Origin of the sequence: Natranaeroarchaeum aerophilus, from assembly GCF_023638055.1 — an archaeon.
GTDB lineage: Archaea > Halobacteriota > Halobacteria > Halobacteriales > Natronoarchaeaceae > Natranaeroarchaeum > Natranaeroarchaeum aerophilum.
Window position 1 is genome coordinate 21,816 of sequence record NZ_JAKRVY010000013.1, and the last position, 19,737, is coordinate 41,552.

Sequence of the window (19,737 nt, forward strand, 5' to 3'; positions counted from 1 at the left end):
CCTTCTCCCTCAGGCCGCCACCTTTTTTTCGCTTCGGGATGGCCTCGCTACGCTCGGCCACCGCTCACCGAAAAAAATCTGGGCCAAAAAAGTCAGCCGCTCACTGCGCTCGCGGCCGGTTAACTACTGATAGTCCGCTTCGCCTTCTCCCTCGCCGATCCAGGCGTCCCGATCGGGTTCGCGGGAGGCGAGTGGGTCGATGTCCTTGTACCACGGGACGGACTTGAGCTGCTCTTTGTTGTAGACGAGGTCGTCTTTTGTGTCGCCAGTGAACTCGAAGTTCTGGGTCAGCAGGATGGCGTCGACGGGACAGACCTCCTCACAGAGACGGCAGTAGATACACTGGCCGATGTGGAGGTTGTACTGTTCGCCCTGCCGCTGTTCGTCGGTGACGATCTGGATCGTGTCGTTCGGGCAGACGTTCTCGCACTGCCGACACCAGATACACCGTTCCTGGCTGAACTTGTGAACGCCACGGAAGCGTGGGCTCACTTCGGGCGCTTCGTCTGGATACTCGACGGTGAATGTGTTCCCGTCGAGTGCGTGTTTCATCGTCGTCGCCATGGATTTCATGATTCCGATCATAGTGCTAGCACCCCCACGATGACCGCAGTGAGGATCAGGTTAGCAAAGGAAAGGACGAGCAATCCTTTCCAGCCGATCTCGATCAGTTGATCGATCCGAACGCGCGGGATCGCCGAGCGTGCCCACTGGGTGAACAGGAACACGGCCCACATCTTGATCAGCATCCAGAACAGCCCGGGCAGTACAGGGCCATCTGGGCCGCCCAGGAAGACAACGGCGACGATCGCGCCGCCGAGGAAGATGTGAACGAACTCTCCGAGATAGATCAGCACGAAGTACACCGACGAGTACTCGGTCTGGTATCCCGCGACGATCTCGGTCGGGGCTTCCGGCGTATCGAAGGGGTTCCGACCGACTTCTGCGAGGTTTGCCGCCAAAAACAGGACGAACGCGAACGGGTTGACGAAGGCGAACCACGTCGGGATCGCGACGCCAGCGACCGTCACGAGCGTCTCCTGCTGTGCGGCAACGATCTCGGAGAGCTGGAGCGTCCCAGCGAAGATCACGACCGACATCGCGGTGACAATCAGTGGGATCTCGTAGGCGAGGTTCTGGGCGACTGCGCGCAGTCCACCGAGCATCGAGTATTTGTTGTCCGAAGCGTAGCCACACATCACCAGCCCGAGGCTGGCAATTGAGGCGACCGCGAACACGTAGACTAGCCCGATCTCCGGGTCAGCAAGCTGGAAGTTCAGGGGCCCGAGCGATCCCATCGGGATCACCGCGAACCCACCGAGCGCGGAGAGCACGACCAGCAGTGGGCCGATGTCGTACGCCGGACGGTCCGCGCCTTCCGGAATGATGAGCTCCTTCGAGAGCAGACGAACGGAGTCAGCGATGATGATGAACAGCCCAAACGGACCTACCCGGTTTACTGCGATCCGATCGGTGAACGCGGCGGTGATCTTTCGCTTCGCCCACGGTCCGGCGAGCGCAGCGTTGCCCAGCATGATCGACGCGATTACCACTGCGCCGATCAGTGCACCGACGAAGTCACCAGCGACACCAAGCGCGTCAAGCCCAAGCAGGTCGACGAGCTGGTCTGGCATCAACGGGACTTCAGTCTGCAGTGGAACCGAGCTCATCGATCCACCTCCCCGAGGACGATATCGAGGCTACCGAGCGTCGCGACGAGATCCGCGATGTAGCCGCCCTCGGACATCTCCGGAAGCGCCTGGAGATTGGAGAAACACGGACTCCGGATCTTGAACCGGCCGGGTTTGTCCGTCCCATCAGCGCGAATGTAGATTCCGAGTTCGCCTTTTGCACCCTCGACCGCGCGGTAGATCTCCGTATCCGGATCGGGTTTGAGCGTGCGCGGTACGTTGCTCTGGATCGTCCGGTCCTCCTCGGGCCAGTCCTCGAGCAGGTCGACACACTGGTCGATGATTTTCGCGGACTCCTCGACTTCCTGCATCCGGACCAGCAGTCGGGCGAAGTTGTCACAGCCGTCCTCCGTGATGACCTCCCAGTCGAGTTCATCGTAGTAGCCGTAGGGATCGTCACGGCGGAGATCGTAGTCGACGCCCGACCCCCGAGCGACGGGACCGGTCGCGCCGTACTGCTTTGCGACGTCGGGGTTGAGGACTCCGGTTTCGATCGTCCGGGCCTGCAGTACCTCGTTGTTGGTCAGCAGGTTGTGATACTCCGCGACGGATTCGGGCAGGTCGTTAAGGAAGTCCCGGGTCTTCTCGAAGAACTCCTCGCGCGGTTCCGGCAGGTCCCAGGCGACCCCACCCAGTCGGAAGTAGTTGAACATCAGCCGCTGGCCGGTCAGGTCTTCGAGCAGGTTCTGGACCCGTTCGCGGTCCTGAATCGCGTACATGAACGTGGCCGTGAAGTCGCCGTTGATGTCCAGTGCAAAGGTCGCCAGCGCGAGCATATGCGAGGCGATCCGGCACATCTCGGCGGACATCGTCCGGATGATCTGTGCGTACTCGGGGACCTCCAGATCTGCGAGGTCCTCGGCGGCACGAGCGTACGCCCATTCGTTGAGCAATCCGGCCGAAATGTAGTCCCACCGGTCGGGATACGGCATGATCTGATGACGATACGTCCCCTGCTGACACATCTGCTCCTCACAGCGGTGGAGATAGCCGATATCGGGTTCGACATCCGCGACCTGCTCCCCGTCAAGGACGGTTTTCAGGTGGAGCACACCGTGGGTCGCAGGATGGTGTGGGCCGATGTTGAGGAACATCGTGTCCGATTGCTCGCCATCGCCGCGATGGTCGTCCTGCAGCGGGTTGGCGTGTTCGGTCAGAGAGACGATCTGGGGCTTGTCCTGATCGTAGCTCTCCCGGAGTGGGTGTCCCTGCCACGTTTCGGGGAGGAGAATACGGCGGAGGTCGGGATGGCCCTCGTACTCGATGCCGACGAGATCGTAGGCTTCGCGTTCGTGCCACGCTGCGGTCCGATAGACCGGTTCCGCGGTCTGACTGACCGGGTTGTCGGTAGTCGTCGGCACGACGACGTTGACCTCCTGAGTGGGGTCGTCGAACTTCTTGAGATGATAGATAGACTCGAAGCGATCGTCGTACTCCTGAGCGGTGACACAGGAGAGGTGATCGAAGTCGGCTTCATCACGCAGGCGGAACAACGCGTCCTGTACCTCGTCGGGGCGGACGACGAACCCCTCGGCGTTTATATGCTCCTCGCGATCGAGGACCAGGTCTCCGAGCAACGCTTCGAGTTCGTCGTAGTCGACCTTGCCGGCGTCGTTGACGCCGATGTCGGCGGGGACTGGCTTTTCTTGCTTGCTCATGGCGAATCAGCCCAGTTGTACCGCATCACGAGGTCGTCTTCGTCGATCTGTTCGGCGAGCTTGTCGACGATTTCGTCCTGTGGAAGATCGTCGAACTGCTGAAGCTCGTATGGTTTGACCGTCACCGGCGCTGTCTCGCCGTTGGCAACGCGCTCCTGGAGCTTGACGACACCGTAGACGAGCGCCTCGGGGCGGGGCGGGCAACCGGGAATGTGGATGTCCACCGGGATAACCTCCTCGGCACCCTTGACGACGTTGTATCCCTCCTGGAACGGGCCGCCGGAGATCGTACACGAACCCATCCCGACGACGAACTTCGGTTCCGGCATCTGGTCGTAAACCCGCTTCATGCGCGGGGCGAACTTGGAGACGATCGTTCCGGGCACGATAATCACGTCGGCCTGACGCGGCGACGCGCGGGGCACACCGGACCCGAATCGGTCCAGGTCGTGTTTGACGGCGTACGTGTGCATCATCTCGATGCTACAGCAGGCGATCCCGAACTGGAGCATGAACATCGAGGAGCCCCGCACCCAGTTCATGAACTTGTCGAACTTCGTGAGGATAAACGGCGATGCGCCAAAGGCCTCGCGAAGTTTCGAGTTGAACCGGTCGTCCGCGCCGGGCCCGGTCCGGGCCTCGCGTGTCTCTGTTACCGGAACTGTACTCTCCGTAATCGCGTCCCGTGGGTTGTCGCTACTCATTGTTCTATCCGTTTGGTCCGTTCTTGTACGCGTGGACTCTTTGCCCACTCGACTACGCCACTGCGCCATGCCCACGCGAGTCCGACGACGAGGATACCGACGAAGACGAGCATCGGAACCAGCGCGTGTGCCAGCCCGACCAGCTCGATGGCATCCGTGTAGACAACAGCCCAGGGGAACAGAAGCACGGTCTCGACGTCAAAGACGACAAACAGGAGTGCGACCATGTAGTACTGGATGTTGAATCGGATGCGCGTCCCACCCGTCGGAACCTCACCGCTCTCGTAGGTGGCGCGTTTACTGTCTTCTGGCACACTGGGTCGGAGCAACCACGATGCCGCCATCATCACGAGCGGGATCCCGATTGCGACCAACGCCAGCGCGCCGACTGCTATCCATGACATACCGTATTCTCCGTAACGTGCTGAGGTTGGGAACCCACCCATATAAGGGTTGATTCTTGCGATTCGACCGTTACAATGGCTGCTTCGGCGTGCTGTAACAATTGCTACTCGTATTGCTCACGAAATCCGGGCGTTCCGAGTTCGTGGAGATCTCGGGATATCTCACCGACATCCGCCTGCAGCCGCTCGTGGTATTCGACGAGCCGGTCGCGTAGCTCTTCGTTCTCGCGCGCGAGGATCTGTGCCGCCGAGAGCGCGGCGTTAAACGACTTCCCAGCGTCGACGGCGACAAGCGGCGCGCCGGTCGGCATCCCGATCACGGAGTCAACCGACTTCTCCTGAACTGGGACGCCGATCACCGGCAACGGATAGGCGATCGAGGCCGTCATGTTCGGCAGGTCTGCGGACTTGCCGCCCGCTCCAGCGATGATGACGTCGATACCCCGATCCGCAGCAGTCTCGGCGTAGGCGTACATCAACTCGGGCGTCCGGTGGGCCGAGACGACGAACGTCTCGAAGGTGTATCGGCTCTCCGGCGGATTCTCGTAGTCGGTCTGCTCCTCGAAGCCGAGCTCGTCGACGAAGGCGTCGTATGCGCCCGCCCGCCCCTCCTCGCTGCCTGCCATCACGTCGAGATCGGAGTCGCTTCCCATGACGATGCCGATGTCCGGTGTCGTTTCCGGGTCGCGGTCCTCTCCAGCCTGTGCCTCCAGTTGCTCTATCAGCGCGTTGACTTCGTCTACCATTACCTACTGCGACGGAGAAGGGACCAATGTGTGTTTTGGAACGAGCTGCCGATCCGCGAATTGAAACCCGTTGGTTCTGATAGGAACCGAGTGTTGAATAGAGGGCACAGATCTCGCACCAAGACTTTCCTGAACGCGACATCACGATTAAATGGCGGATGACACCACGAGTGCAACTCAACGAGTGGGAGACACTGATTGATGAACTACGTCGATTCGGTCGCGGGGGAGATGTGACGGCTACTGATGATCGGATTCACATCGACTTCGGCTCTGCACGTGTCGAATTGTCCCGCAATGGGACGCTCCAGACTGGGATGCCGTTACACGATTTCACGCACGATAACACCGTTGCGGTTGTTGTGGATCACGACGCCGGCGCCCTCACAATTGACGCAGATACGGTAAACTACACCTTCAGGCGGCCAGGTGGGTGATGAAGCCTCTGCGTGTGTCACGATGTTTCTGAACGCATTCTGGTAGGACATCTGGACGCTGCTGAATGCAGGGCGCGAGTCTCGTACGGGTATTCCACCGAAAGACCAGTTATTCAGATCAGTCAATACAGAGCATTACTGCAACACAACGGCCCAATTTATTCCGAAAGTTATATTAGGACATAAATTCTTACTAATAATTATATTAACTTAGATATAAATAGATACTATGGTATATAGCTGGGAAGATATTAAACCAGGCGAGCCCACTCTAACGGTGCTTTCTTCAATTTTTGGGATACTACTCGGTTCTCTCGTTTCACTCACGTTCGGTGTTATCGTAGTAACTGTTTACTCATCAGTGATTGTAACGATACTCATTGCACCAGTAGTTGGTGGCATGAGTGCAGGATGTTTTTCACGAGGGAACCTACCGTTGGGCGCATTCAACGGGGTCGGTGTTGGAACTATCACTGCGGTTGCAATACTTGGAACCGCTTGGACTATCGCAACAGATACACCGGTGACTGGTGGAGCAGGACTTGCTATAGGAATATTACTGTTGATGGCGGTCGTCGCCGCGGTGACATCGGTTGTACTTGCAGTAATCGGTGGACTTGTGGGTGCCGGTGGAAGCAAAATGTTCGAGAACTACCGGGCCGAGCAATCTGGAGAACAAAGCCACGATTAGTTCACAGCCGATATCTTTTACCCACTTGTATCGACTGATCACAGCGATCCCAAACAGACCGATCCGTCATGCAACATACGCAAGCAGGTTCTGACAGCTGACTCAATTGCTTCTACATGAATAGAACATCCGTCGGCTGCTGAGTAGAACCCCTGTATCTTGCACGACCACGAAAACACATCACTCTCTATGTATTTTAACAGAGCCGGGCAACCGGATCACGCCTTGTCAAACGTTACCCCGTCCCGCAAGTCACGCGAGCGCGCGAGCAGTTGGTCAAGATCTTCTGCGGACCCGTCGGCGTTGACGCCCTGATCGGTCAGCGTGATATGGCCCATCTTCCGGAGCGGCCGGACATCCCGCTTGCCGTACCAGTGCAGCGCCGCCCGTGGCGTCGAGAATACGGTGTCGAGTCCGTGAAGTTCGGCAGGCTGGGTCTCTTCGACATCGCCCAGAATATTGGTCATCACCGTGGGATCACGCTGTTCGGTCGATCCGAGTGGTCGACCGGTGACCGCACGGACGTGCTGCTCGAACTGGCAGGTAACCGCGCCCTCGATCGTCCAGTGGCCCGAGTTGTGTGGGCGCGGTGCGATCTCGTTGACCAGGATCTCACTCTCCGCCGTTTCGAAGAGTTCGATTCCGTAGACACCGCGGCCGTCCATCAGTTCGAGGACGTCCCGGGCGACCGAACGCGCGCGCTCCAGAACGTCCTCGGGCGCACGAGCAGGGACGATCGTCTCCCGCAGAATCTCCTCGCGGTGGACGTTCTCGCCGGTCGTGAACGTTGCTATCTCACCCTCTCCTTTGACGCCGATCACGGATAGCTCGCGCTCGAAATCGACGAACTTCTCGACCATCGCGGGCCCGGCGACGGAGTCAAGCACGGATTCTGCGTCGTTGGGGGACTCGATCGGTGCGTTGCCGCGACCGTCGTAGCCCCCTTCGCGGGCTTTCACCATCGCGGGTGTCCCGAACTCGTCGAGGGCCGCGCGCAGTTCCGCGGCGTCGTCGACTGCGCGATACTCGGGGACCGGGATCCCGGCATCAACCAACGCGTCCTTCTGGACGAGTTTGTCCTGGATCGTCCGGAGCGTATCGGGCGATGGATGGACGGGAACGCCCGTCTCCGTCTCGACGCGTTCGAGCAGGTCCGGATCCGCGAGTTCGATCTCGAAAGTGAGGAAGTCGGATCGTTCGGCGAGTTCCCGGACAGCGTCCTCGTCGTCGAACTCGCCGACGATCTGGTCCCTGACGACCGGTGAGGCGGGACAGTCAGGCGTCGGATCCAGTACGATCAGTTCGATTCCGAGCGGTCCGGCAGCCTCGCCGAGCATTCTGCCGAGCTGTCCTCCTCCGACGACGCCCAGCGTCGGACCGGGCGTGGAGAGTGGTGACGTCATCTTGCTCGCCGGTTCTCCGCGGCCGGGGTTAAGCGTTACCTGTTGTATCGGTTCCTGACGCACCTGTTGTATCGGTCACTGACGAGTGTCGGCAGCGCCCGCCACCACAACTGTCAGAAACACAATTAAAGTTCACGGCCTGGCCAGCCTGTCGTCGAGGACCTGGAAAGCGAGATACGCGGTGTCGACGACGAAAGGGCGGATCCGGGTGCTCAGATCGTTAATGATCGAAAATTATAAAGGTCTTTGAATTGACACCATGGATATGTCAGGGGGGTTACGATACGTTGTCCCGGACTTCGTCCGGCGGCGATACACGGTGAAGTTCGGCATCGCACTACTGATTCTCGGGCTGTCGGTCGCGGCCATCGGGTTCGTCGCGACAGCCGAAATCGAGGCCGGCGTCGAGGACAACGTCGAAGACGAGTACGCCACGATGGCAGCACAGGAGGCTGACGCCCTCGAAGCCTGGGACGACCAGCAACGACTCGTCACCGGGATGTTGACCGAGTCGGCGATCGTCCGTTCGGGCGACATCCAGCAGATACAGCCGTACGTTGAACGCTGGCACGTCGCGTTCAACGATCGCAACGAGGAGGATTACGTCGCCGCGATCCACTACGTGAACGTCGATGACGGGGAGATCCTCGCGAGTTCGGCAGGACTGGAGGGCGAACCCGTCGAAGCACTGGAGGTCCCCGAGGATGAACGGGCGCAGCTGGACGACGTGCCACGCGAGCAGGCCTATCGGACCGATCCCTACCAGACGGATGACGGCCTGCCCGCGATGACGTACATGCGACAGGTCGTCGACGACCCCGACCATGCGATGGTGGTCACGATTGACCTCGCGGAGTACTCGCCGAATTTCCAGAGCGCCGGTGAGGACAGGACGACGCTCGTTCTCGACGGGGGCGACAACGTCATGTTCGACGACGCCGGCTTCGGTGAAGACGGCGCGGCGTTCCTGACAGCCTACGACGGCCACGGCGACCTCGGAGTCACTGCGCGTGAAGCAGGTCCGGGTACTCCATCCGTCGAGCGTGTCGACGACTCGCCGACCGGCGCGCTCGCTGGCGACGCCTACGGGTTCCCCGATGAGGGCTACGTGGTCGGCTACTCACAGGTCGAGAACGCCGACTGGGTCGTCCTCGTTCACCAGCCCGAAAGCGACGCGTACGGATTCGTCGACGCGGTCTCGACGTGGGGAACCTATGCAACCGCAGGTGGCGTTCTGCTCGTTGCCCTGATCGGTGCGGTGCTCGGGCGCAACACCGCCCGGTCGATCGACCGACTGACGGAAAAAACGGAGGCGATGGAGGCTGGCGACCTCGACGTCGAGTTCGAGACGACTCGAATCGACAACATCGGACGGCTCTACGGCGGTTTTGCCAACATGCGCGATGCGCTCCGGGCACAGATCGAGGAGGCCCAGGAGGCCCGTGCCGCAGCCGAGAACGCCCGGACGGAGACCGAGCAGATGAACGATCATCTCGAACGGAAAGCCGCGGAGTACAGCGAGGTCCTGCAGGCCGCAAGCAACGGGGATCTCACCGCCCGCATGGATCCGGACAGCGATAGCGAGGCGATGAGTGAGATCGCAACGGCGTCGAACGACATGCTGGCTGAACTGGAAGCGACGACGGCACAGCTCAAATCGTTCGCCGGCGAGGTCGCTACGGCAAGCGAGGAGGTGACGGCCTCCAGCGAGGAGGTCCGGGGCGCGAGCCAGCAGGTCACGGAGTCCATTCAGGAGATTTCGGACGGCGCAGAGCGACAGAACCGCTCCCTGCAGACGGTGACCGGCGAGATGGACGGCCTCTCGACGACGACCGAGGAGATCGCCGCATCCTCGAACCAGGTCGCCGATATCGCCGAGCGCACGGCCGCAACCGGGCGTGAAGGGCGTGAAGCTGCTCAGCAGGCGATCGAGGGGATGAACCGGATCGAAGCCGAGAGCGAGGCAGCAGTTGCGGAGATCGAAACCCTGCAAGAGGAGGTCGCCCAGATCGACGAACTGCTGGAGTTCATCACCGAGGTCGCAGAGCAGACGAACATGCTCGCGCTCAACGCCAACATCGAGGCGTCCCGTTCGGCGGACTCCGACGAGGGCTTTGCGGTCGTCGCCGAGGAGGTCAAACAGCTCTCCGCGGATACGAAGGACGCAGCCGAAGATATCGAAGACCGGCTCGAACGGATCAAGGCCCAGACCGACGACACCGCGGCGGAGGTCCGAACCACGAGTTCCGAGATCACCGACCACACCGACTCGGTTCGGCGGGCTGCGGATGCACTCGACGAGATCGCCGAGTACGCCCAGGAGACCAACACCGGCGTCCAGGAAATCTCGGCGGCGACCGAAGAGCAGGCTGCCGCTACACAGCAGGTCGTCGCAATGGTCGACGAGGCCGCGACGATCTCAGAAGAGACGACTGCCGAAGCCGAGAACGTCGCCGCCGCAGCCGAACAGCAGACAACTGCACTGACCGAAGTATCCGGATCGGCGTCAGATCTGGCCAATCAGGCTGCACAGCTTTCCGAAGCCCTCGACCGCTTCGAGACGGATACTGATGACGACCTCGATGGGGGACTTCCCGGGAGCGATACTACAGAGCCCCCACTCGATGCTGCCGAGTCGGAGGTCAGTGGTGAGCAGCAGTACGACGATACGGGTGGGGGCGACGACTCGGGGGAGTTCGAGGGCGGAGAGGCGACGATGACGGACGACGTGACCGCAGAGACCGCCGGGGACGATCCCGATGGGGACGAACCGAACGCGACCGACAAGGGGACTCCTGACGGGTTCAGCTTCGGGCAGGTCGTCGACGAACCGGATGAGCGGTAGTTGTCGACCGACAGAATCTAACACGATCGAGTGTGATTCACACATATGACTCCACGGATCCGCGTGCTGGCGACGGGCGGCACGATCGCGTCGACTTCGGGAGACGGTGGTGCCACGCCGTCGCTGACCGGCGACGACCTCGTCGACGCAGTCGGCGACATCGAGGCGTACGCCGACATCGAGGTCGAACGCGTCTGCGACGAGTTGAGCTTTCACCTCGGCTTCGATCAGGTCGCCGACCTCGCACGCGCCGTCGAGCGTGCGGCTGCGGATGGAATCGACGGTGTCGTCGTCACCCACGGCACCGATACGATGGAAGAATCGGCGTACTATCTAGATATGGTGCTAGACGTCGACGTACCGGTCGTCTTCACCGGTGCGCAGCGTCCGGCAGACGCGGTGGGTGCTGATGGTCCCGCCAACCTGCTTGCGGCGATCCGCACGGCGGCGGACGACCGCTTCGAGTCGGGGGTCTACGTCGCGTTCAGCGATTCCATCCACGCCGCCCGGTGGGTTACGAAAGCCCACGCCAGTGCCCCCGCTGCCTACGCGTCGCCGGGGGCAGGGCCGGTCGGTGAACTAACTGCGAACGGGATTTCGCTGCGACGCTCCCCCCGAAGCGAGTCGGTCACGATCCCGACGACCGAGTTCACGACGACGGTGAAACTGCTCCAGAGCGGGCTTGACGTCGAGGATACCCTGCTCAGACACGCGATCGTCGACGGTGTCGACGGCGTCGTCCTCGGCGCCAGCGGGATCGGTAACACCTCACGACGCGTGAGTGACACTATCGCCGAAGCTATCGAACGAGGACTGACGGTCGCGCTGGCGACACGATGTTTCCGGGGGGAAGTCGCACCAAAGTACGGTGGCCCGGGTGGAAGCTACACGCTCCACGATCACGGTGTCATCCCGGCGGGCGATCTCCCGCCATGGAAAGCCCGGATTAAACTCGGACTCGCCCTATCGGCGTTTGACGACGAGAAAGCGGTTCGTGACGTGTTCTGAGTCTTCGCTACGCTTTCTGATAGATCCGCATCCGGCCGTCGAGGATCGTGAAGTCGGATTTTAGATCCGGCGGGATCGTCTCCGCTTTCCCGATAACGAGATAGCCACCGGGTCGGAGTGATTCGGAGATCGTCTCTAGCATCTCCTCCTTGTAGCCGTTGTCGATGTAAATGAAGAGGTTGCGACAGACGACCAGATCGAAGCCGGATTTCGCGCCGTCGTTGATCAGATCGTGGTGCTCGAAAGTGACCATCCGCCTGACCGGTTCACGGATTTCGAAACGGTCGCCTGACTGGTCGACGTACCGATGGTAGTTCGAGAGGAAGGTGAGCTGATCGCCGATATCGATCGTTTTGCTGCTTTCGTAGACGCCCTCTCGTGCCGTTTCGAGTGCCGGATCGCTGATATCGGTCGCAAGAATCGAAAGCTGATCGCCTGCCGTTCGTGGATCGTCGAGACCGAGCATCGCCATCGAGTAGGGCTCGCGGCCGTCCGCACAGGCAGCGCTCCAGACGTGAATCCGCTCTTGCTCGTCGCTCAACGTTCGCAGTACCGACCGGATACCCTCCCAGACATCCGGATTACGGAAGAACCCGGTGACGTTGATCGAAAGAGCGTCAAGCAGTGCAACCTGTTCGTCCGGATCCTCCCGGACCAGTTCCAGATACTCCTCGAAGTCCTCCGAGCGAGTTCGGCGGAGACGAGAGGAGAACCGCCGGTTCAGGTAGCTGTTGTTGTAGTGGCTCGTCGCAAAATCGAGTTCGTTCTCGACGAACGTCGTCAGCGCCTCGAAGCCGGGTGCGAGCTCACTGCTCACAGTTCCTCGACTGTCCCCTCGCCGTCGGCGGTCCGGATCGAGAGGACACCGGTTCCAGTGTCGAACTCGACGGTTCGGCCCTCCTGCCCACCGACTTCCTCGGCGGTGATCGGAACGCCGAGCTTGTCGAGTTCCTCCCGTGCGGCGACGACGTTTCGGTGGCCGACGCCGTCGCCGAAGCTCTCGAACTCGAACATGTCGCCACCGCCAGCGAGTTTCGCTTCTACGTCAGTGTAGCTGGCTCCGGTTTCGACCATCTGTCGAAGCATTGCCCGGATGGCCGTATCGGCAAACTTGCCGGGCTTTCGCTCGCTCATATCGTCGTTCTCGTCGCCGTTTGGCAACATGACGTGTGCGAGTCCGCCGACTTGCGACTGGTCGTCGTACAGCGCGACGGCGACACAGGAGCCCAGTCCAAAGGACTTGAGACACTGCCCGCTATCGCTGATCTCGAACTCGGAGATACCGACTCGGACCGGATCCGACTCGGGCGCACCCGGCTCACTTCCGTAGGTCTTCATTGGTCGGTCTCGACCTCTTCGAGGGTCGCCTTTGTGGGCACTTCTTCGATCCGGTCCATCGGCAGGTCGTTGATCGCCCGTTCCAGATCCGACTCGTCGGGGATCGCGTAGATGTTGCAGTCAAACTCCCGATCGGCAGCCTGTACCGAGGTGTCGAAGACGAACGCGTACTCCTGGTTTTCACCGAGCTGGATGACGACCGGATCGATCACGGCCGCACCCATGTCGTGGTTGTACTCGGGCGGGGAGTGATCGATCGTTGTATCGAGTACGTTCGCCCAGCCGTCAAGGAACCCACTGGCCATGATGTTTCCGAGCTCCTTGATCGCGCTCTGTCCCATCTCGTCGAACTCGTCGTCCGGTGCCATCGGCAACATCGCATTGACGATCTCCCGGGCGGACGATTCATCGAATGTGAAGAGGAGATAGCCGCTTGGCATCCCGTCGAACTCGAACGCGACGCCGATCAACATCTCGTCGTCGATCTCCTCGGGGAGCACTTCTAGCGGAACGAAGTTGAGCCGCCGAATCTCCACATCGGTGTCGATCCCGGTCATCGTGGTGACGTTCGAGGCGACCTCGTCCGCACCGCGCTGTGCAAGTCGATCGAATCCGGCGAGCTTGTCGTACTCGATCCCGTCGTCGCTCGATGCACCCTGCTGGGCCAGCACATCCTCCATCGAGTCGTGGTCGGGGAACAGGTAGTACCGGAACTGGATCTCGGTGTCGATCGCCTCGATCTGGCTCTGGAAGAGCAGTGCCAGGTCGTCCGCACCGGGTGCCGTATCGATCCCCGCGAGAAACGGCTCCGCGGAGTCGCCATCGACGTATTCGGGCGTCGAAACGTCGATTGCAGTACCGAGGACATCCGCCCAGCCATCGATAAAGCCGCTGTGCATGATCTGTCCGACCTCGGTGATTGCGCTCCTGTTCATCTCGTCGAACTCCTCGTCGGGGCTGTCGGGAAGCGTATCCTCCGGGTCGACGGAGGGCTGTAACGTGCGGACGAGATGCGTTGCGCTTTCCCAGTCAAAGACGATTACGGCGTGACCGTCGAGTGCGCCGGTCAGTTCGACCCGAACGCCGACTTTCCGGACGCTGTCTCCAAGCTCCGCACGAATATCCGACCCGCGCATGAAGTTCAGCTTCGTCACGCCGACGCGCGTGTCGACGTCAGTCATCCGTGTGAGTCGGCCGGCGGCGAGACCGGCACCTTCCTGGGCCATCTGATAGAACGTTCCGAGTGCAGTAACGTCGAGTTTCATATGGATTACTCGTAGGAGGTTTCGATGCTGTTGACCATCTCGACGAACTCCTGCAGGTCAGGGAACGCGTAGATCTCGGCTTCGATCTCGTAGCTTGGGACGTTGAGACTGGAGTCGAAGAACAGTGCGAGATCCTCCTCGCCGAGGCTTGCCGTCCGGCCGACGATCTCTGCTGCTGGCGCGTACACCAGCTGTGGCGTCGCGATATCGATCGTCGTCCCGAGCACGTCGGCCCAGCCGTCGATGAAGCCACTCGCCATCATATTGCCCAGCTCCTCGACAGCGCTCCGGGCCATCTCACCGGACACAGAGGACATATCGTCGACCATGTCGTTCAGCATGAGCGCCGTGATCTTCTTTGCGCTCTCCTCGGGGAAGAGAATGAGGATGTGTCCGTGTGGCGGCTCCATAAGCCGGACTCGAACCCCGACGCGCTTGCCTTCATCGAGCTGGGCAGTAAGGTCCTCCACGTCGATGAAGTTGGTCTTGGTGACCTCCATCTTGGCGTCCTCACCGGTCAGCTTGCTCATGTTGTCGGCCACGCCGTTTGTCCCGACTTTCGCCATTTCGTTAATGAAACTCAACTTCCGAATGTCGACCATTAGACTCATAGTATCACCTGTCTCTCATAGCGTCTCGATGTCGAGAATGTTCACCACGTCACCCTCTCCGAGCACGGTCGCCCCGCTGAGCCCGGGAATATCACCGATGAACCCCTCGAACGGTTTGACAACGACTTCCTGTTGGCCCCGAACGCGGTCACAGTGGACCGCAACCGGACGCACATCGTCGCGTACCTGTACTAGCATTCCGTCGCCGTTCTGCCCGCGTTCCGGCGTCTCCAGCGCTTCGTCCAGCCGGATCAACGGATAGGACGTCTCGCCGCGCCTGACGACCTCCTGGCCGTCCTCGAGTTCTACTGCGCCGGACGGACCGATCTCGCTGACTACCCGGGTCGGGATGCCGTACTCTTCTCCGCCGGATTCGACGAAGAGCACGTCGGCAATCGCCAGCGAGATCGGCACCTCGATCCGGACTGTCGTCCCGTCGCCCGGCTCGCTTTCGATGTCGACGGACCCGTCGAGGTCGTTGATGGTCCGGGCAACGACGTCCATCCCGACGCCACGGCCGCTGACGTCAGTGACCTCTTCACTCGTCGAGAAGCCCGGATGAAAGACGAGTTCGTAGATCTCTTCGTCATCCATCGTCACCAGGTCCTCACGCTCGACGATCCCCTCCGCGACTGCAGCATCACCGAGGTCGTCGACATCGATCCCGCGCCCATCGTCCTCGACTTCAATGACGACAGTGTCTCGCTCGCGGTGGGCCCGGAGTTCGATCGATCCGCTGGGATCTTTCCCCGCTTCCTCACGTTCCTCGGGCGGCTCGATACCGTGATCGATCGCATTCCGGACGATATGCATGAGCGGATCGCCGATCTCGTCGAGGATCGACCGATCGACCTCGACGTCTTCGCCTTCCATGTCGAGGGTAACCTGCTTGTCCTGGTCGCGGGAGATATCCCGCACCAGCCGCGGAAGCTTGTTGACGACGTTTCGCAGGGGAACGAGACGAACGTCCATCACCGTATCCTGGAGTTCGGAGGTGAGCGCGTCGAGCTCGTCGACCTCGTTGTCGATGACCCGGCGCGGCTCGTCAGCCTCGACCGCCCGGCGCAAGCGCGCCCGAGTCGACACGAGCCCCTCGACGAGACTCATCAGTTGGTCCACCTGCTCAGTGTCGACCCGGACCGACTGGATCGTTTCCGAATCGACATCCGTTCCGGCCGCGGCTGACGGGCGCTCGTAGCCCACATCCGGCGGTTCCGTTCCCGAATCCAGGTTCACCGATTCGACGGATGCCTCGACGGCCTCGTCGGATGGCTCGTCATCCGCTGTCCCATCCCCGGCGGTCGTTCCGGGATCCGATTCCTGAAGCGCTTCGCTGGGATCGGTGTCTTCGAGTGTCGAGTCGGGATCCGCTTCGAGTGTCGAGTCGGGATCCGCTTCGAGTGTCGAGTCGGGATCGATGTCTTCTGGTGTCGAGTCGGGATCGATGTCTTCTGGTGTCCCGGCAGGCTCCGCTTCGAGCGTCGAGTCGGCATCTCCACTCGATTGGTTCTCTTCGGGACTCACACTCTCATCGTCCGCTGCTTCGAGATCCATCGACAGGTCCAGCTCGTCCGCCGAGCCGAAGCCACCGGCGTCGAGTTCGCCCGGTTCCGCTTCGGGATCCGCAGGATCGCCGAAGTCGATGTCGGAGAATGCGCCCGCTTCGCTGATCGCTGAGTCGTCCTGGACGTCATCAGTGTCGTCGAGGCTGTCACCGTCCTCAGCAGTGGCGGTATCCGCGTCCGGCTCGTCGATAGACTCCGAACCGGCGAAGGGATCTTCGAGGTCGAGTTCCGGACTTTCGTCGGCGTCGTCGACGTCCTGGATCTCCGCATCATCCAGATCGAGGGCTCCTGGCGCTTCCTCCTCGGGAACGTCATCGATTGTGTCGTCACCGAACAGCTCGTCGTTCCCGGCAGGGAAGTCGAGGTCGTCGGCCTCGGAAGTCTGCTCTGTGCTGCCGGTCGTGTCGGCGGCTTCCGTCTCATCGTCGTCCGCTTTGACAGCAGTGGCGGTAGTCGGCTCATCGGATTCGACGTCCGGCTCGTCGGATTCGACGTCCGGCTCGTCGGATTCGACGTCCGGCTCGTCGGGAGTGGTGACATCCTGATCGCCCTCACCAGCTTCGACGTCTGGGTCGGCCGGATCGGCTTCCTCGGCCTCGTCGAGCAGTTCGTCGACACCGATTTCATCACCCTCGTCGCCAGCGCCGAATGGGTCGTCCTCGGTGAACTCACCGGCAGCGAACGGATCGTCACCGCCGAGTTCGTCCTCCTCGAGCAGTTCGTCGAAGCCGACCTCGTCGTCGTCGAGTTCCTCGAACTCCAGTTCGTCGAGTTCGGCCTGTAGCTCGTCGAAGCCGACCGGATCGACTTCCTGTTGCAGCTCTTTGAACGTATCCGAGGCGTCTTCGACCTCGTCGTCATCAGCCAGTTCAGTACTCGCCTCGACGGCGTCGTCGCCCGCCTCTTCCATGTCCGCCGGGTCCTCGTCGACGGGATCGATGTCACCGACCTCGATATCGTCGAACGATCCGGCATCGCCGAGGTCGTCGAACCCTTCCACATCGTCGACCTGTTCGACCATTTCGTCCAGATCGTCGTACTCGCTGAACTCGTTGAGCAGGTCGTCGACTTCCATCTCTTCGGGGTCCTGTCCGTCGTCGGTATCGACATCAGTAGCCTCACCAGCGTCGTCGGTCGAAGGAGAGACCTCCCGGTCAGTCACCTCCTCGATGAGTGCGTCCTCGACGGCATCAACGGGATCGAGCGCGGCCGATATCGACTCCTCTCCGACCGCGCTCGCGAACACGGCGTCGAAGTTGCCGCCGTATTCGCCCTCGCTGATCTCTGCTTCCGGTGGGGAGGTGCCGAGGAGATCGAACGCGTCTTCGAGCGCTTCGACAACGAGCATCCCGTGCTGTTCCCGTTCCTCGGCCACGTTCAGCCGGACGTGAAACCGGTTGTGACGATCGTCCGCTGGCTCGTCGGCAGCGGCCAGTAACTCGTCTATCTCCGCATCCGTCGGTATGGAGATGGCTGCGGCCGCTTCGAGCTCCTCGCGAAGCATCTCGATCGTCTCCTCTGGCTCCGTTTGCGGTGAGCCGTGCTCGGGGATCTCCTCGATCATCGCCTCTAGCTGATCAACAGCATCGAAGATTCGGTCCATCAACTGGGCGGATACCTCGATCTCGCCACGCCGGACAGCGTCAAGCAGGTCTTCGAGTGCGTGCGCGAGCGCTTCCGCACGATCGAATCCCATCGCACCGGCGTTGCCCTTGAGGGTATGTGCGGTACGGAAGATCAGATCCATCGCGTCGTCGTCGTCAGGATTCTGCTCCAGCGTGAGCAAGGCGTTGTTCAATTCCGTGATCCCTTCCTCGCTTTCCCGCACGAACTCCCGTACGTACTCATCCATGAGTTGTCACCTCCGTCGAAAGACTGTCGAGCACGCCATCCGTAATCCTCTCTGCAGGAAGCACGTGGTCAACTGCACCAGTCGCTATCGCCTGTCTGGGGATACCGAACACGGGGCTTGTCCCCTCATCCTGTGCGATCGTCGTACCGCCCGCATCCTTGATCGCGCGGATACCTGCCGCGCCGTCTTTCCCCATTCCCGTAAGCGCAATACCGACAACTGGTTGTTCGACAGTCTCCGCGACCGACTCCATCGTAACATCGATCGACGGTCTGACACCGTTGACCGGGTCATCGTCGGTCAGGCGCACTTTCGACCGCCCGGCAACCGAGTGGGCGACCACCATGTGCCGGTCACCGTGGGCAACCAGCACCTCACCGCCCGATATCCTGTCGCCATCATCGGCTTCTTTGACGCGATACGCACAGCGATCGTCGAGGCGTTTGGCGAGTCGCACCGTGAACTCGGGGGGCATGTGTTGAATGATCAGAACGCGAGCATCGAGATCGAGCGGCAACGAACAGAGCAGTCGCTCGATGACTTTCGGCCCACCGGTCGACGCTCCGATGACGATCGTGGGGTGCTCCAGATACGTCCGATCCTCATCGGCGGTGGCATCGCTCCACGTACTCGACCTCCGGTCGTCCCGCATATCGGCGGGATCCGCAGATCGTGAGGACGTCCCTGTCGGCGTCTCTACGCCACCAGCGACACGTCGTGCCGATGCGGCCGTTCGTGAGCGTGCCAGCGAAGCGACATGGGCATCTTCGACAGCGGTGATCGCGTCGATCAGCCGATCCTCGAGTCCGGCGATATCCGTCGAGACTTCACCGCTCGGTTTTTCGAGGAAGTCGATCGCGCCGGATGCGAGAGCCCGAAGCGTCGCATCAGCACCATCCTCGGTATGTGCACTGAGCATTAGTATGCGGGTCGGATACTCGGTCATGATACGATCGACGGCCTCGATCCCGTCCATTTCCGGCATCTGGACGTCCATCGTCACGATATCCGGACTGTGCTCTCGGACGGCTTCAACCGCCCGCTCGCCGTTACTCGCACGGTACACCTCGTAGCCGTGATCGGCGAGGATGTTGCCGATGACTGTCCGCATGAACTGCGAGTCATCGACAACGAGCACGCTCGTCATGCCGGAATAACGTCCCTGAGCGCCTTTCTGACGCTCGGTTCCTCGAACGGTTTCGTTACATAGCCGTCCGCACCGGCTTTGACGGCCAGTTTCATCTTCTCGCGCTGTCCCACGCTCGTACACATGATCACGCGGGAGTCGGGATCGAGCTTCTTGATCGCCGCGGTGGCCTTGATCCCGTTACATTTGGGCATCACGATGTCCATCATCACGATGTCCGGTTCCTGTTCTTTGTACAACTTGACCGCTTCAGCACCGTTGGACGCCTCTCCCACTATGTCGTAGTCTTCTTCCAGAATCTGTCTGAGTAGATTCCGCATAAAATGAGAGTCGTCCACGATGAGCACCCCTGTCGACATTCAGTTGATACAC

17 protein-coding genes are annotated in these 19,737 nt (G+C 61.0%); 3 read left to right on the forward strand and 14 right to left on the reverse strand.

All coding sequences use genetic code 11. The features are described from left to right. Window positions 1–123 precede the first annotated feature (123 nt). From AArcSt11_RS15780 to AArcSt11_RS15805, 6 genes are all read right to left on the reverse strand, one after another. Entirely contained in the window at window positions 124–585 is a 462-nt protein-coding gene (locus AArcSt11_RS15780; protein ID WP_238477268.1) for a NuoI/complex I 23 kDa subunit family protein, read from the reverse strand. Continuing rightward, complete coding sequence (locus AArcSt11_RS15785; RefSeq protein WP_250598513.1) at window positions 582–1,670, reverse strand: complex I subunit 1/NuoH family protein; 1,089 nt, start codon at window positions 1,668–1,670, stop codon at window positions 582–584. Before AArcSt11_RS15785 ends, AArcSt11_RS15780 begins: the two co-directional genes overlap by 4 nt. Then, the gene (locus AArcSt11_RS15790) at window positions 1,667–3,349 is read right to left on the reverse strand and encodes an NADH-quinone oxidoreductase subunit D (RefSeq protein ID WP_250598515.1); all 1,683 of its coding nucleotides are present in this window, start codon (window positions 3,347–3,349) and stop codon (window positions 1,667–1,669) included. The genes AArcSt11_RS15785 and AArcSt11_RS15790 overlap by 4 nt, the downstream gene beginning before the upstream one ends. Beyond that, window positions 3,346–4,053 carry an NADH-quinone oxidoreductase subunit B gene (locus AArcSt11_RS15795; RefSeq protein ID WP_250598517.1) on the reverse strand — a complete coding sequence of 236 codons (708 nt, stop codon included), beginning with the start codon at window positions 4,051–4,053 and terminating at the stop codon, window positions 3,346–3,348. Before AArcSt11_RS15795 ends, AArcSt11_RS15790 begins: the two co-directional genes overlap by 4 nt. Beyond that, window positions 4,050–4,457, reverse strand: coding sequence for an NADH-quinone oxidoreductase subunit A (locus AArcSt11_RS15800; RefSeq protein ID WP_250598519.1), 408 nt, complete (start codon window positions 4,455–4,457; stop codon window positions 4,050–4,052). Before AArcSt11_RS15800 ends, AArcSt11_RS15795 begins: the two co-directional genes overlap by 4 nt. Before the next feature lie 104 nt (window positions 4,458–4,561). Further along, window positions 4,562–5,203: an AIR carboxylase family protein gene (locus AArcSt11_RS15805; protein WP_250598521.1), complete on the reverse strand. Its 642-nt coding sequence runs from the start codon at window positions 5,201–5,203 to the stop codon at window positions 4,562–4,564. Between the two features lie 666 nt (window positions 5,204–5,869). On the opposite strand from AArcSt11_RS15805, the gene AArcSt11_RS15810 reads away from it, so the two are divergent. Then, window positions 5,870–6,331 carry a hypothetical protein gene (locus AArcSt11_RS15810; protein WP_250598523.1) on the forward strand — a complete coding sequence of 154 codons (462 nt, stop codon included), beginning with the start codon at window positions 5,870–5,872 and terminating at the stop codon, window positions 6,329–6,331. Window positions 6,332–6,549: 218 nt separating this feature from the next. On the opposite strand, the gene AArcSt11_RS15815 is transcribed toward AArcSt11_RS15810, so the two are convergent. Then, complete coding sequence (locus tag AArcSt11_RS15815; protein WP_250598525.1) at window positions 6,550–7,734, reverse strand: 5-(carboxyamino)imidazole ribonucleotide synthase; 1,185 nt, start codon at window positions 7,732–7,734, stop codon at window positions 6,550–6,552. A gap of 265 nt (window positions 7,735–7,999) precedes the next feature. Here AArcSt11_RS15815 and AArcSt11_RS15820 point away from each other — a divergent pair, with 265 nt between their 5' ends. Next, window positions 8,000–10,579, forward strand: coding sequence for a methyl-accepting chemotaxis protein (locus AArcSt11_RS15820; protein WP_250598527.1), 2,580 nt, complete (start codon window positions 8,000–8,002; stop codon window positions 10,577–10,579). A 45-nt stretch (window positions 10,580–10,624) separates the two neighbouring features. Then, window positions 10,625–11,587, forward strand: a complete 963-nt coding sequence (locus AArcSt11_RS15825; RefSeq protein WP_250598529.1) for an asparaginase — start codon at window positions 10,625–10,627, stop codon at window positions 11,585–11,587. A 7-nt stretch (window positions 11,588–11,594) separates the two neighbouring features. Here AArcSt11_RS15825 and AArcSt11_RS15830 read toward each other — a convergent pair whose 3' ends face one another. The 7 genes from AArcSt11_RS15830 to cheY are packed head-to-tail and all read right to left on the reverse strand — an operon-like array spanning window position 11,595 to window position 19,724. Further along, window positions 11,595–12,404: a CheR family methyltransferase gene (locus AArcSt11_RS15830; protein WP_250598530.1), complete on the reverse strand. Its 810-nt coding sequence runs from the start codon at window positions 12,402–12,404 to the stop codon at window positions 11,595–11,597. After that, a complete protein-coding gene (locus tag AArcSt11_RS15835) occupies window positions 12,401–12,925 on the reverse strand; it encodes a chemotaxis protein CheD (protein ID WP_250598531.1) in 525 nt (174 codons plus the stop codon). The genes AArcSt11_RS15830 and AArcSt11_RS15835 overlap by 4 nt, the downstream gene beginning before the upstream one ends. Continuing rightward, entirely contained in the window at window positions 12,922–14,190 is a 1,269-nt protein-coding gene (locus AArcSt11_RS15840; RefSeq protein WP_250598532.1) for a chemotaxis protein CheC, read from the reverse strand. The genes AArcSt11_RS15835 and AArcSt11_RS15840 overlap by 4 nt, the downstream gene beginning before the upstream one ends. Window positions 14,191–14,195: 5 nt before the next feature. Beyond that, window positions 14,196–14,801, reverse strand: coding sequence for a chemotaxis protein CheC (locus AArcSt11_RS15845; RefSeq protein WP_353617820.1), 606 nt, complete (start codon window positions 14,799–14,801; stop codon window positions 14,196–14,198). Between the two features lie 15 nt (window positions 14,802–14,816). After that, window positions 14,817–18,218: an ATP-binding protein gene (locus AArcSt11_RS15850; RefSeq protein ID WP_250598534.1), complete on the reverse strand. Its 3,402-nt coding sequence runs from the start codon at window positions 18,216–18,218 to the stop codon at window positions 14,817–14,819. After that, entirely contained in the window at window positions 18,211–19,365 is a 1,155-nt protein-coding gene (cheB, locus tag AArcSt11_RS15855) for a chemotaxis-specific protein-glutamate methyltransferase CheB (RefSeq protein ID WP_250598536.1), read from the reverse strand. The genes AArcSt11_RS15850 and cheB overlap by 8 nt, the downstream gene beginning before the upstream one ends. Then, window positions 19,362–19,724: a chemotaxis protein CheY gene (cheY, locus tag AArcSt11_RS15860; RefSeq protein ID WP_238477254.1), complete on the reverse strand. Its 363-nt coding sequence runs from the start codon at window positions 19,722–19,724 to the stop codon at window positions 19,362–19,364. The genes cheB and cheY overlap by 4 nt, the downstream gene beginning before the upstream one ends. Window positions 19,725–19,737 lie beyond the last annotated feature (13 nt).

Bases quoted from the DNA above. Each gene is read 5' to 3' on its own strand.
- AArcSt11_RS15780 (WP_238477268.1), bottom strand. From the start codon at position 585: ATGATCGGAATCATGAAATCCATGGCGACGACGATGAAACACGCACTC.
- AArcSt11_RS15785 (WP_250598513.1), bottom strand. From the start codon at position 1,670: ATGAGCTCGGTTCCACTGCAGACTGAAGTCCCGTTGATGCCAGACCAG.
- AArcSt11_RS15790 (WP_250598515.1), bottom strand. From the start codon at position 3,349: ATGAGCAAGCAAGAAAAGCCAGTCCCCGCCGACATCGGCGTCAACGAC.
- AArcSt11_RS15795 (WP_250598517.1), bottom strand. From the start codon at position 4,053: ATGAGTAGCGACAACCCACGGGACGCGATTACGGAGAGTACAGTTCCG.
- AArcSt11_RS15800 (WP_250598519.1), bottom strand. From the start codon at position 4,457: ATGTCATGGATAGCAGTCGGCGCGCTGGCGTTGGTCGCAATCGGGATC.
- AArcSt11_RS15805 (WP_250598521.1), bottom strand. From the start codon at position 5,203: ATGGTAGACGAAGTCAACGCGCTGATAGAGCAACTGGAGGCACAGGCT.
- AArcSt11_RS15810 (WP_250598523.1), top strand. From the start codon at position 5,870: ATGGTATATAGCTGGGAAGATATTAAACCAGGCGAGCCCACTCTAACG.
- AArcSt11_RS15815 (WP_250598525.1), bottom strand. From the start codon at position 7,734: ATGACGTCACCACTCTCCACGCCCGGTCCGACGCTGGGCGTCGTCGGA.
- AArcSt11_RS15820 (WP_250598527.1), top strand. From the start codon at position 8,000: ATGTCAGGGGGGTTACGATACGTTGTCCCGGACTTCGTCCGGCGGCGA.
- AArcSt11_RS15825 (WP_250598529.1), top strand. From the start codon at position 10,625: ATGACTCCACGGATCCGCGTGCTGGCGACGGGCGGCACGATCGCGTCG.
- AArcSt11_RS15835 (WP_250598531.1), bottom strand. From the start codon at position 12,925: ATGAAGACCTACGGAAGTGAGCCGGGTGCGCCCGAGTCGGATCCGGTC.
- AArcSt11_RS15840 (WP_250598532.1), bottom strand. From the start codon at position 14,190: ATGAAACTCGACGTTACTGCACTCGGAACGTTCTATCAGATGGCCCAG.
- AArcSt11_RS15845 (WP_353617820.1), bottom strand. From the start codon at position 14,801: ATGAGTCTAATGGTCGACATTCGGAAGTTGAGTTTCATTAACGAAATG.
- AArcSt11_RS15850 (WP_250598534.1), bottom strand. From the start codon at position 18,218: ATGGATGAGTACGTACGGGAGTTCGTGCGGGAAAGCGAGGAAGGGATC.
- cheB (WP_250598536.1), bottom strand. From the start codon at position 19,365: ATGACGAGCGTGCTCGTTGTCGATGACTCGCAGTTCATGCGGACAGTC.
- cheY (WP_238477254.1), bottom strand. From the start codon at position 19,724: ATGTCGACAGGGGTGCTCATCGTGGACGACTCTCATTTTATGCGGAAT.